At 65.0% G+C, this 12,809-nt stretch carries 10 protein-coding genes and 1 tRNA gene; 7 read left to right on the forward strand and 4 right to left on the reverse strand.

Annotated features, from left to right (window positions below; genetic code table 11):
- Window positions 1-48 precede the first annotated feature (48 nt).
- Window positions 49-1,476, forward strand: a complete 1,428-nt coding sequence (locus ACPUD7_RS15600; protein ID WP_423058599.1) for an APC family permease — start codon at window positions 49-51, stop codon at window positions 1,474-1,476.
- A 186-nt stretch (window positions 1,477-1,662) separates the two neighbouring features.
- Here the strand turns inward: ACPUD7_RS15600 and ACPUD7_RS15605 are convergent.
- A tRNA-Ser gene (locus ACPUD7_RS15605) sits at window positions 1,663-1,750 on the reverse strand.
- Between the two features lie 122 nt (window positions 1,751-1,872).
- Window positions 1,873-4,482 carry a maltokinase N-terminal cap-like domain-containing protein gene (locus ACPUD7_RS15610; protein ID WP_425120411.1) on the reverse strand — a complete coding sequence of 870 codons (2,610 nt, stop codon included), beginning with the start codon at window positions 4,480-4,482 and terminating at the stop codon, window positions 1,873-1,875.
- Between the two features lie 196 nt (window positions 4,483-4,678).
- On the opposite strand from ACPUD7_RS15610, the gene ilvA reads away from it, so the two are divergent.
- The 5 genes from ilvA to ACPUD7_RS15635 all read left to right on the forward strand — a co-directional run bounded on the left by ilvA (window position 4,679) and on the right by ACPUD7_RS15635 (window position 9,085).
- A complete protein-coding gene (gene ilvA, locus ACPUD7_RS15615; RefSeq protein WP_039209495.1) occupies window positions 4,679-5,950 on the forward strand; it encodes a threonine ammonia-lyase IlvA in 1,272 nt (423 codons plus the stop codon).
- A 105-nt stretch (window positions 5,951-6,055) separates the two neighbouring features.
- A complete protein-coding gene (locus tag ACPUD7_RS15620; protein WP_425120412.1) occupies window positions 6,056-7,066 on the forward strand; it encodes an NAD(P)H-quinone oxidoreductase in 1,011 nt (336 codons plus the stop codon).
- On the forward strand, window positions 7,063-7,668 hold the full coding sequence (locus tag ACPUD7_RS15625; protein ID WP_425120413.1) for a proteasome activator: 606 nt from the start codon (window positions 7,063-7,065) through the stop codon (window positions 7,666-7,668). Before ACPUD7_RS15620 ends, ACPUD7_RS15625 begins: the two co-directional genes overlap by 4 nt.
- Entirely contained in the window at window positions 7,665-8,246 is a 582-nt protein-coding gene (locus ACPUD7_RS15630) for a hypothetical protein (RefSeq protein ID WP_425120414.1), read from the forward strand. The genes ACPUD7_RS15625 and ACPUD7_RS15630 overlap by 4 nt, the downstream gene beginning before the upstream one ends.
- Complete coding sequence (locus ACPUD7_RS15635; RefSeq protein ID WP_425120415.1) at window positions 8,243-9,085, forward strand: HAD family hydrolase; 843 nt, start codon at window positions 8,243-8,245, stop codon at window positions 9,083-9,085. The genes ACPUD7_RS15630 and ACPUD7_RS15635 overlap by 4 nt, the downstream gene beginning before the upstream one ends.
- A 68-nt stretch (window positions 9,086-9,153) precedes the next feature.
- Here the strand turns inward: ACPUD7_RS15635 and ACPUD7_RS15640 are convergent, their stop codons facing one another.
- Together ACPUD7_RS15640 and serS are read right to left on the reverse strand one after the other, a co-directional pair.
- Window positions 9,154-10,002 (reverse strand): HAD family hydrolase, encoded by an 849-nt coding sequence (locus ACPUD7_RS15640; RefSeq protein WP_425120416.1) that lies wholly within the window; start codon window positions 10,000-10,002, stop codon window positions 9,154-9,156.
- 123 nt (window positions 10,003-10,125) lie between these two features.
- Entirely contained in the window at window positions 10,126-11,406 is a 1,281-nt protein-coding gene (serS, locus tag ACPUD7_RS15645; protein ID WP_425120417.1) for a serine--tRNA ligase, read from the reverse strand.
- 81 nt (window positions 11,407-11,487) lie between these two features.
- Between serS and ACPUD7_RS15650 the strand changes: the two genes are divergently transcribed.
- Complete coding sequence (locus tag ACPUD7_RS15650; RefSeq protein ID WP_425120418.1) at window positions 11,488-12,603, forward strand: diacylglycerol/lipid kinase family protein; 1,116 nt, start codon at window positions 11,488-11,490, stop codon at window positions 12,601-12,603.
- The last annotated feature ends 206 nt before the right edge of the window (window positions 12,604-12,809 follow it).

Below are 12,809 nucleotides of genomic sequence, written 5' to 3' on the forward strand. Positions count from 1 at the left end.
CGACGTCCTCGGCCCGGTGGGCGGCAAGACTCATTGGGGAGGATTGATATGGCTGCCTCTGGCTCACTGAAGCGCAACCTCGGACTGTGGTCCATCGTCGGACTCGGGCTCGGCTATATGACGCCGACGGTCGTGTTCGACACCTTCGGAATCGTGTCCGGCGAGACCTCGGGAGCCGTGCCTTCGGCTTATCTCATCGCTCTCATCGTCATGATCTTCACGGCGTTCAGCTACGGCAAGATGGTCAAGGTCTTCCCCACCGCGGGCTCGGCCTATACGTATACGCGGGAGACGATGTCGCCGGGACTCGGCTTCCTCGTCGGGTGGACGTCGCTGATGGACTATCTGCTGCTGCCGATGGTCAACTGCCTCATCGCGCGCCTCTATATGGAGTCACTCGTTCCCGATGCGCCGCCGTGGGTGTGGGTCGTCGTCTATACGGTCGTCATGACCGGCATCGTCACCTCGTCGATGCGGGGAACGGCGAACTTCAACGCCGTGCTGCTCATCTTCGCGGTCACGATGGTCACTCTCTTCTGCATCTTCGCGATCGTCAACCTCACCAACGGCGAGGGCGCCGGAGTCGTGTTCAGCCCCGAGCCCTTCGTCCACGAAGGCGTGAAGCTCTCGACGCTGCTCACCGGCGCGACCGTCGTGTGCTTCTCGTTCATCGGCTTCGACGCCGTGACGATGTACACGAACGAGGCCAAGCACGTGAACCTCATGCCGAAGGCGATCATGCTCACCGTCGTCTCCGGTGGCGCCATCTTCCTCGTCGCCAGCTACTTCGCGCAGCTGCTGTTCCCCGACAACTCGCAGTTCAACATCGTCGACGATCCGCTGCCGGAGATCGGATTCCTCACCGGCGGTCACGTCTTCCAAGGCTTCTTCCTGGCCGCGGCATTCGCCGCCACGATCGCCTCGGGGTTGGCCTCACACGCATCCGTTTCGCGCATGCTGCTCGTCATGGGGCGCAACGGCGTGCTGCCACGCAAGGCCTTCGGCTACATCAACCCGAAGACGCACACTCCGGTGTTCAATATCGTGCTCGTCGGTGCGGTGTGCCTGCTGGCGATGTCGTTCAGCCTCGAGTTCATCTCTGCGCTCATCAACTTCGGTGCGCTCATCGCCTTCACCTTCGTCAACCTCACGGTCATCGCTCACTACGCGTTCCGGACCCGGCAGGTTGTGGACTTCAAGTCGGCGTTCAACTTCGTCGTCATGCCGGCGATCGGAGCGATCCTCACCGGTGTGCTGTGGGTGAGCCTGCATGAGACGGCGCTCATCGGCGGACTCGTGTGGTTGACCATCGGCGTCATCTACCTGGCCGTTATGACCCGCGGGTTCCGGCGCTCCGTGCGCAGCTTCGACGACCCTGAGGCCGACGCCGAGATGTCCGAACCCGAGATGCCCGAGTCGGCCGAGGGTGCTGGGGCACCCGAGGCTCCTGAACCGGAAGCACCGGTTCGCGACTGAGGTTTCGGCACCAGGGTGCGATACCCGCCAAATGGCGTGCATGAGCGGCTTCAGAATTCATAAGTGGTGATCTTGATCAGTACGTATGAATTCTGAACCCGCGAGTGCTGACACATCGCGCCGGGCGCACGAGAAAGCCCCCGAACTCTTCGCTGCTGGCGATGAGTCCGGGGGCTTCTCACTGGGCGGAAGCGGTGGGATTCGAACCCACGGTGCGGGGTTGCCGCACAACGGTTTTCAAGACCGTCTCCTTCGGCCGCTCGGACACGCTTCCATTGGTTCGTCCACGCCTGTGTCAGAGATGGAATGAACCCGGCCTGCTCGACACGAGGTCGAGCCACCATAGTTTCTCACAACCGCAACAGCATCTGCCAATTGGCGGTTGAGGAGAAGCAGTCAGTCCTTCTTGCGCTTCTTCATCCGGTTCCGCTTGCGTTCGGTGCCCAGAAGGTCGTCGAACACGGAACCGTTCCCAGACTTCGAATCGTCGCCGGACTTGTCCGATGATTTGTCGGAACGTGCCACGGCTTCATCTCGGCTCTTGTCCGACCGGTCGGAGACCTGTTCGCCGAACGTTCCCCGGTCAGTGCCGGAATTCTGCGAACGCTCGTTCCACGTATTGCCCAGCTTCGGTGCGTCCTTCGGCTTGGCCGGCTGCGGTTCATGTCCCGTGCTATCCGCGTCCTCTGAGATGGCGCCGCGAGCCGCGAAAGAAGCCGGTACTCGTCGGACCGGAGCTTCCGATTCTTCTTCCTCGACGAATTCTTCGTCTGCAGCCGGAGCCGCTTCGGGTTCACCGTCCTGAGGCGGGACCACGGTCGAGTCTTCGACGTCGTCGATGTCGGGGTCCGCGACGGCATCTACGGTGTTCTCCGCGGTATCGGCGACCTCGACCTCGGCGGCTTCGGGGGCACCGGTTTCGGACTCGTTGGTCTCGGAGTCACCGGATGTCGGCTCTGCCGCAGGAGTTGCGTCGGCTGCGGGCGTTGCGTCTGTTGCGGTCTCGACCTCGGGTGCCTCGGCAGCTTCGGTCTCTGCGGTGGCAGGTTCGTCCGCTTCGCTCGTTCCGGACGGCTTGCCGGAGGCAGAGTTTTCGGTGTCCGTGTCTTCGGAATCGGAATCGGAATCGGAATCCGAGTTCGCGATCGCAGCCGCAACGGCACCGGAGGTTCCGCGGGGTGCGGCAGCGACAGATTCCGAATCGGCTGCTGTCGCCTCGTCTGCAGGTGGAGCCACGGCGAATGAGTCGCTCGACCCAGCATCCGCGCCCGAACCCTCGCCACCGGCGGCGGCGTCGGACGCGTGCGATCCCTCGGCTGCGTCAGAACCAGCCTCGCTGGATTCGGCCCAGCTGGGACGGGTCTCGGCGGCCTCTTCGGTGCGGGACGGCTTGCCCTTGAGGACGAGGGTGAGCGTGGCCAGCGGCACGGACAGCCAGTTCGGGCGGTTGCGCAGTTCGGTGACGACCTCGACGAGAAGTCGGTCGACCAGCGCCGCGCGCAGCACGGGATCGTTCAGCCCGATGCTGTCACCGCGAGCACGCGAATATCCGGACAGCAGCGAGTTCTGCACCTGCGAAGCCCACAGGTATTCGGGCGAATCGAAGATCGCACGAAGCGCCCCCGGATCATTGCCGAAGCCGCTGACGACCAGCGAGCCGTCCTCGGAGTCCAGCGCATCAGTGCGCTGCAAACGAGCGAAGCCGGCGGCGTAGTCGATGCTGCGCAGCAGTGCCACGAGGTCGAAGGCGGCGGGCTTCGGATCCGAGTTCGTCGAGTCCGTGAACTTCACGACCGAATAGCCGTCGGTCGAAGAGCTGACCACGTGGTCGAGCGTCAGCTCGCCGTGGATCTTCTGCAGGGTGCCGATGGTCTCGAGTCCCTGCAGCCGGGCACGGTGCCCGCGCAGCTCCGGGACCAGCGAATCCAGGGCCAGAGGTGCCCGGCCGAGCGCCCAGTCGATGCGTTCGACCCACTTCTGCACGAGCTGCCTCGTCGGTTCACCGGCGCCTTCGACGACACCGAACTCGGCGGCCATGTCCGTGTGCAGCTCTCCGATGCGCCGGCCCATCTCCGCAGCGTGGGCGTTGTAAGCCCCGATCGAACCGGAGTCGACGGCGCACACCGTATTGACGGCCTCCCGCCAAGCGGGCTCGGCGTCCACATCGACGTGGGAGAGCAGCGCCATCGGCGCCTCCATCTCCTGGACCTCGAACATGTCGTACCAGCGGCCCGAGCCCCAGCCGATGACCTCGGGCACGCTGCGCGACCCCGCCTCGGTGAGGAGGACGGGAATCGTCAGCGATGACGGCATTCCGTTCTCGAGGACGCGGAAGAAGGAGAGCTCCATCGGCTCGTATTCGTCGTGGATGACGACGGTCGACTTGTGCTGTCCGGAGTCCGAGACCTCGATCGGGCGGATCTCAACGGGCATGACGTCCTCCGCCCCCACCGTGAGGTCACCGATCGATGGCTTCGGTGGGACCGCCTCGGCGGCGGTGTTCGTCGATCCATTCGCCGAGGCGGCGCCCCCGTTCGCGGTAACCGGGAACGGCATCGGCGCACGGTCCCGGGCCTCGGTCTTCTCCTGGCTATGGCGCAGGGATTCCGTGGACAGCTGCCCGCCGTCGAAGACCTTGCGCTTCGTGATCGCGTCGGCCATGAGGTTGACGAAGACGGGATCGGCGGCGCCGTCATAGACGTAGACGGTGCCGAGTGCGAGGTCATCGATCCGGCCGATGAGGGCGTGGCGCAGGTGCATGTCCTCGGCACCGCGCAGGGTCAGGGGGATGTTGAGACGACGCAGGGTCGGGCCATCGCCGACGGAGATGACGGTCACCAGACCGGCGAAGCCGCCGAGCTCCTCGGCGGTGTAAGTGAACGCGCGGGCCACCGACATGGGGGTGATGTCGGGGTCGGTCCCGAAATCTGCTGCGTGCTTGGGGAACCACGGCTGTCGGGGTATCCAGCTGGCTAACAGTTGTTCGAGCTCACTGCTGATGGCCATGACGTCTCCTAGAAGGGATTACGGGCATCCTCCATCCAATCATGATATGGGGTGTTCGCGGTTCAGGGCGCACCCGAAACCCCGAAGTCGGGAGCCGAATCACGGGGTTCTGGCGGGTGCGAGGTGTCCTCATGTCGATACGAGTTGCCAAATGGCAAGACAAAGGGCGCACAATAGTCTGGTGGTTGAAACAGACATGACACCCCAGAAGCTCACACTCGCCGGCGAGGTCGAGGCGGCTGCGCTGCGAATTTCCGATTCCGTCATCCTGTCGCCACTTCAGATCTGCGAGCGGTTGACGACCGCAACCGGTTCCACGGTCTACCTCAAGCGCGAGGACCTGCAGATGGTGCGGTCCTACAAGATCCGCGGCGCCTTCAACTTCATGCTCCAGCTCGACGCCGACGAACGCGCCCGTGGAGTCGTGTGTGCCTCGGCGGGCAACCATGCGCAGGGCTTCGCCCGCGCGTGCAAGGAACTGGGCATCCAGGGCACGATCTTCGTCCCGAAGACGACGCCGAAGCAGAAGATCGAACGCGTCCGCCACTTCGGCGGGGAGCAGGTGACGATCGAAATCGCCGGCTCCACCTACGATGACGCCTCCGCGCTGGCGCACCGATTCGCCGAACGCAATGAGGCACTCCTGGTTTCGGCGTTCGACGATATGCGCACGATCGCAGGTCAGGGCACCGTGGCCGCTGAGATCCACGCACAGCTCGAGACCGATCCCGACTACATCATCGTGCCCGTCGGCGGCGGCGGAGTGCTCGCGGGAGTCGCCGCCTATGCTGCCGAACGGATGCCGAACACGAAGGTCATCGGCGCCGAACCCGCCGGAGCCGCCTCGATGATTGCTGCTCTCAAGGCCGGCCACCCCGTGACCTTGGAGAACATCGACCGCTTCGCCGACGGCACTGCCGTGCGCCGGGCCGGCAACATCACCTACGACGTCATCGCCGAACACGGACTCGACATCCGCCCCGTCGCCGAAGGCGCGGTGGCCACCGAGATGCTCGACATGTACCAGGTCGACGGAATCATCGCCGAACCCTCCGGAGCCCTGGCCTCTGCCGGGATCGGGGGACCGGACTCCGACAAGCCGATCACGATCGAACCCGGATCGACCGTGGTGTGCCTGGTCTCCGGCGGCAACAACGACATCTCCCGCTACCCGGAGATCCTCGAACGCTCGCTTGTCCACGAAGGCCTCAAGCACTACTTCATCGTCGACTTCCCGCAGGAGCCCGGTGCACTGCGCCGGTTCCTCAACGAGGTGCTCGGACCCGAGGACGATATCGCGATGTTCGAGTACGTCAAACGCTCCGACCGTGAGACCGGACCGGCGTTCGTCGGCATCCAGCTCGGCTATGCCGAGGACCTGCCGAACCTGCTCGAGCGGATGGAAGCCTCATCGATCGAGGTCGAGCGCGTTCACCAGAACTCGCCGATGTTCCGCCTCTTCGCCTGAGGTTGGGTTGCGCAACTTGGCGGCTCGCCGCTGCTGAGTGGCGGATGATCGCCTGAGGAGCGGAAGCCCCTGCCCTCTCGCGCACCCAGCTACTAGAGTGGTTGCATGCGCGCTATCACGATCTCCTCCCCCGGTGACCCCGAGGTTCTGCAGGTCACCGACGAACCGACACCCGAGCTCGCCGCGGATGAGGTACTCGTCCGCGTCCATGCCGCCGGAGTCAACCGGGCCGACCTGCTGCAGCGTCGCGGATTCTACGATCCTCCACCTGGAGCCACCCTGATTCCCGGTCTCGAGGTCTCCGGCACGATCGAGAAGCTCGGCGCCGACGTCACCGGCTGGTCCGTCAGCGACCGCGTGGCGGCTCTGCTCTCCGGCGGCGGGTACGCCGAGTCCGTACCCGTTCCCGCAGGTCAGCTGCTTCCCGTCCCCGATGACTTCGACCTCACCGAGGCGGCCGCGCTGCCCGAGGTGCTGTCGACCGTCTGGTCGAACATCGTCGGCCGCGGACAGGTGAAGGCAGGCGAATGGCTGCTCGTCCACGGCGGCGGGTCCGGCATCGGCACGGCCGCCATCCAGATCGCGCGCCACCTCGGCGTGAAGATCGTCGTGACGGTCGGCTCGGATCGGAAGGCCGAATTCTGCCGCAGCCTCGGTGCCGATGCCGTCATCAACTACCGCGAAGAGGACTTCGTCGAACGCGTCCGCGAGATCTGCACTCACGATGACGGGTCGACAGGCGCCGACGTCATCCTCGACATCATCGGCGCGAAATACCTCGAACGCAATATCAAGGCGCTGGGCACCGACGGCCGACTGGTCATCATCGGCATGCAGGGCGGGACGAAGACCGAGATCAATCTCGGCTGGCTCATGCAGCCGCGCAAATCCGTATCCGCCACGACCCTGCGGGCGCGACCGAAGGTACAGAAGATCGCCATCGTCGCCGAGGTGGCCGAACAGTTGTGGCCGGCCGTGATCTCAGGCGACATCCGCCCCATCATCCACGAAACCATGCCGTTGACCGACGTCGTCCGTGCCCACCAGACACTGGAGGACGGCGCGAACATCGGCAAGGTTCTGCTCATCGTCGATGAGGAAGGTGCACAGCAATGACCGAGAACCCCGAGACCGGAGACAGCGTCGACAACGACACGACTCCGCCCACCGGCGCAGGTTCGCCGGCCGACAGCTCAGCGCCCACCGGCACAGAGTCGCCGGCCAGTGAATCTGCGCGGGCCGACGGCTTGGCGCGGGCGCAGCAGGATAAGGCGGATGTCTCTTCACCGGCGAAGGTGATGCGCATCGGCACCATGGTCAAGCAGCTGCTCGAGGAAGTCCGCGGCACCGAGCTCGATGAGAAGGGACGCGAGCGTCTCGCCGAGATCCACCGCCGCTCCATCGACGAACTCGAAGAAGGACTGTCGAAGGACCTCATCGACGAGCTCGAACGCCTCGACCTGCCCTTCGATTCGACCGACGGTCCGCCGACGACCTCGGAGCTGCGGATCGCACAGGCCCAGCTCGTCGGCTGGCTCGAAGGTCTCTTCCACGGCATCCAGACGGCGATCATGGCCCAGCAGGCCATGGCCCAGCAGATGGGCGGTCGCGGCCAGCTGCCTCCGGGCATGGTCCCGCCCGGGATGACCCCAACTGAGGGACAGCCGAGTGAGAAGGAGTCGGACCCGGACGACCGCGGCCCCGGCAACTATCTGTGAAGCGCTTCCTCTCCGGCCTGCGCAAAAAGGCGACGAAGACCGCGATCAAGGACGATGACCGGTTCGGCACCGGGCTATGGCGGCACAACCGTGACCGCTTCATCCGCGCCGTCGACCGGTATTACACCACCGCGGTGGCCCTCCACGAGGCACGGGACTCCGATGGCAGCGCCACGTCGGGAGCCGCCTCGGCGAACGCGGACGAAACGTCCGACGGTGAGGTCACAGCCGCCTCGGCGAACGATCCCGTCGACGTCATCGTCGACGGCACCCACCGGCTCAATGCACTCGTCGAGGTCGTCGACGATCTGACCGCGACCCTGCACACCCGGTTTCCCGTCACCGGTCAGGTGGTGCCCGGGCCCGCGCGGCAGGCTGTCGGCGACGCACCGGAGCTGCTGACGAAGGCCTCGTCGAAGGTCGGCGAGGCGGTGCTCGCGGCATCGATGGCACGGTCGGACGGACAATCGGGACGGTCGATCGACTCGAACGCCGAGGCCACGGTTCGGTTCATCACGGACGCCGAGGAGCTGCTGGGGCGGGCGCGGGAGATTCTCGCTAGGGTAGAGGAATCATGAGACCTCCGATCAGCCCCGAAATCCTGCCGCCCGATGACTTCGACCTCGGCCTCGTCGCCAGCGATATCGACGGCACTCTGCTGCTGAACTGGAAGCCGATCTCGACGGCCACGATCGATGCGATCCACCGCTGCCAGGACACGGGAATCCCGTTCGTCCTCGTCACCGGGCGGCCCATGCGCTGGCTGGCACCGATCGCCGAGCAGATCCCCGATCTCGGACGGGTCGTGTGCCTCAACGGGGCGGTCGTCTACGACATCGCCTCTCAGTCCGTCGTCGATGCCCACACCATCGACGCGCAGTCGCTGGCGGAGATCACCGCGGCCGTCCGCGTCGATCATCCTGAGGCCCGGTTCGCCTACGAGACTCTCAACGGCGGTTTCATCGACCGGGAGTTCGTCACCGCCCGACCGCGTGAGGCCCGGGTCATCGACGATGTCTCCGAACTCGCGGGCGAAGACGTCGTCAAGGTGCTCGTGCGCCTGGAGACGAGCGATTCGCAGGCGATGCACGACCTCATCGATCCGATCGTTGACGGCACCTGCCATGCGTCGTTCTCCGAACCGGACAACGGACTCGTCGAACTCGCACCGTTCGGGATCACGAAGGCGAAGACGCTTGAGGACCTGTGCGACCACCTCGGAGTGGCGCAGTCGCAGGTGATGGCGTTCGGGGATATGCCCAATGACATCGAGATGCTGTCCTGGGCCGGACACGGAGTCGCAATGGGCAATGCGCTCGGTTCGGTCAAGGCGATCGCCGCAGCCGTGACCGAAGCCGTCGACGACGATGGAGTCGCCCGCTACCTCGAAGCCGTCTTAGACACCCGCCCCAACTGACCCCTGTTGCTACCTGACGGCGGCCCAGCTACCTCGCGCGAGGTTGCTGGGCCGCCGTCAGGTAGTAATTAGGGGCGGGTGTTGGTGGTGCCCACTGCGTCGAGGAGGCTGGAGTCGAGGTCGAAGTAGTCGACCAGAGCCACGGCGAGGCCGTCGTCGTCGATCGAGTCGGTGACCACGCTCGCGAGCACCTTGAGGTCGTCCTTCGACTGGCCCATGACGATTCCGTGCTCGACCCATTCGATCATCTCGATGTCGTTGAGTCCGTCGCCGGCGCCCACGGTGTGCGCATGTTCGACTCCGAGTTCCTCAGCCACGAGCTCCAGGCCGCTGGCCTTCGAGACCCCGTCCGGAGCGATGTCGAGCCAGTTGCTCCAGCCCACCGAATAGCTGACCTCATGGAGTCCGAGCGAGTCCACGGCGGCCGCGAACTCCTCAGCGGTGCCGTTGACCTCACGCATGACGATGCGGGTGGCCTGCTTCGTCAGCAGCTCTTCGAAATCCACGATGTCGAGGGTGTCTGATTCGGCGAGTTCGCCGACCGGGAACGCCCCGGACGCCCACCGGTGCAGGTCCGGATCCTCGACGAGGAACAGCGCCGCCGGCAGCGCCGCGTGCATCTGCTCGAGCGCATCCTTCGGGTCGAAGGACACCACATGGTGCATCTCCCAACCCAACGGCAGCTCCGGATCGAGGCGGACGACGACGGATCCGTTCGAGCACACGACGAAACCGTGCTTGAGATCGAGCGCGTGGACGACTTCGAGCGCACCCGGCAGGGCACGGCCGGTGGAGATCACGAGGTGGTGGCCCTCCTCGACGAGCCGATCGAGCACCTGCCTCACCGACTCCGACAGGGATCCGTCGTAGCCGACGATCGTGCCGTCGACATCGAGTGCGATGAGGTGCGGGGTCAATATGTCTCCCAACGTATGCGTGATTTCTCTTGTCGTCGTTCCTACCGGCGCCGAGGCGACCGAACCCAACCGAGAAACGCCGGGTTCCGCCGAACGGTCAGTCCCCCGCGTCCCGGCACAGCCTCAGTAACGCGGTCCTTCCGGTCCCTGTGCGGTCATCCCACCGAGGTAGGGCCGCAGTGCCTCGGGCACCGTGACCGAGCCGTCCGCCTGCTGATGGTTCTCGAGGATCGGCACGAGCCAGCGGGTGTTGGCCATGGTTCCGTTGAGGGTGGCCACCGGCCGGGTCGATCCGTCGCTGCGTTCGCGGATCTGCAGGCGGCGGGCCTGGAAGGTCGTGCAGTTCGACGTCGAGGTCAGCTCGCGGTACGTGCCCTGGGTCGGCACCCAGGCTTCGCAGTCGAACTTGCGGGCGGCGGAATCGCCGAGGTCGCCGGCGGCGGTATCGATGACCCGGTAGGGCAGCTCGCACAGGCCGAGCATCTTCTCCTGCAGCGACAGCATCCGCTCGTGTTCGGCTTCGGCGTCCTCGACCGGAACGTAGGCGAACATCTCGACCTTCTGGAACTGGTGGACGCGGATGATTCCGCGGGTGTCCTTGCCGTAGGAGCCGGCCTCGCGGCGGTAGCAGGAGGAGATTCCGGCATAGCGCAGCGGTCCGTCGGTCAGGTCGATGATCTCGTCCATGTGGTATCCGGCCAGGGGCACCTCGGAGGTGCCGACGAGGAACAGGTCATCGGCTTCGAGACGGTAGACCTCATCGGCATGCTCACCGAGGAACCCGGTGCCGCGCATGACCTCGGGGCGGACGAGCGTCGGGGTGATGGTCGGGTTGAACCCGGCCTCCTCGGCGACGTCGCGGGCGAGGTTGAGCAGAGCCATTTCGAGCTTCGCACCGAAACCGGTGAGGTAGTGGAAGCGCGAACCGGAGACCTTCGTGCCGCGGGTGGTGTCGATGGCCTTGAGTTTCTCACCGATCTCGAGGTGATCGAGCGGTTCGAAGCCGTCCGGGGTGAAGTCGCGGGGCTCGCCCACGGTCTTGAGCGTCACGAAGTTCTCTTCGCCGCCGGCAGGGATGCCGTCGATGATGAGGTTCGGGACCTTCGATACGAGCTGGTCGAAGGCGAAGGTGGCTTCTTCGGACTCCGCCGACAGCGACTTCACGGCCTCGGACTTCGCCTTGCCTTCAGCGATGAGTGCCGGCTTGTCCTCCTTCGGCGCTTTTGCGATCTGGGAGGAGAAGGACTTCTGATCCGCACGTGCGTCTTCGAAGGCGGTGATGGCCGCACGACGAGCGGAATCGGCGGCGATGACCTCGTCGATGAGCTCGACGGATGCCCCGCGAGCCTCCTGCGATGCCTTGAACAGGGCCGGGTTGTCTCTGAGAAGCGCTAGATCGATCACCCTCTCAGCTTAACGGGCCGGGCCTGTTTTCGATATTCGGCACTCAGCCTGCACACGACTTCGGCACTGTACATTTGGGCCATGATCATCGAGTTGGATCCCCTGATGACCTGGGTCATCGTCATCGGCGCTCTCGCGGTGCTCGTGGCCGCGTTCCTCATCGGCCGCCGCACCGGCGTTCGTCGCGCACTCAACACGATGCGACGCTCCGCCCACCCGGCGAACCTCTCCGACGAGGTGGTCGATGACGCCGCCCGGTACCGTGCCGCGCTCATCGTCAACCCGACGAAGACCGATGTCCACAACCTGGCCTCCACCGCCGAGGCGATCTGCCGTTTCGAGGGATGGAGCCGTCCGCTCGTGCTCGAGACCACCGTCGACGATCCGGGCGCGGGAGCTGCCGTCCGCGCCCTCGACGAGGGGGTCGACGTCGTCATCGCCGCCGGTGGTGATGGGACCATCCGCGCTGTCGCCTCGGCGCTGGCGGGAACATCGACCCCGATGGGAATCGTTCCGCTGGGAACGGGGAACCTCCTTGCCCGCAATATCGACCTCGTCCTCGACAAGACGGAGTGGGCGCTGCGGATCGCCCTGTGGGGACGAAATCGCGAGATCGACGTGGGGATGGCGAAGACCGCCCCGGACGGCGATACCCATATCTTCACCGTAATGACCGGGCTTGGCTTCGACGCCGCGGTCATGGCCGACACCAGCGACGACCTCAAGGCACGTCTCGGATGGCTCGCCTATGTCGAAGCGGGGTCACGGAAGCTCACCGGCAAACCCAGTCATGTAAAGGTCACGTTCGACGACGAATACCGGATCTCGGCGCGGGTGCGCTCGGTCCTCGGCGGCAACTGCGGGAAGTTGCAGGGCGGCATCCAACTGCTGCCGCAGGCGGTCATCGACGACGGCATGCTCGACGTGCTCATCGTCAGCCCGAAGAACCTCGGCCAGTGGGTCGGCGTGCTCGCATCGATCGCCGGCCGCAGGGCCTCACGCGGGCTGCATACGAACATCCGGAAGTGCCGCAAGGTCGTCATCGAAGCCAGCGACGACGTCGATATTCAGCTCGACGGGGATCCGCTGGGACAGTCGTCGTACCTCGAGATGGAGGTCGATCCCTCAGCCCTGACCGTCCGAGTGCCCACCGTCGAACAGCGCAAGCAGATCCGCGCCGAGGCGTGGCCGGTCTAGCTCGGAACCGCTGAGTTCTCGCGGCCGAGGCCTCCCCTCGCCGAGGCGACCGTGACAGTCATGCTCTTACCAATGAGTAGGTCACGAAACGGTTAAAGGAATTCACCTAAGTGTTACCGCTTTTAAACCTGAACAAAATGTACAGAAATAGTTTAGAAAACCCTTAGAACCTAGGATGAGTGCCGTATCACACCCCTCGTTACAGA

The organism is Brevibacterium sp. FAM 24630, from assembly GCF_049804075.1.
Taxonomy (GTDB): Bacteria; Actinomycetota; Actinomycetes; order Actinomycetales; family Brevibacteriaceae; genus Brevibacterium.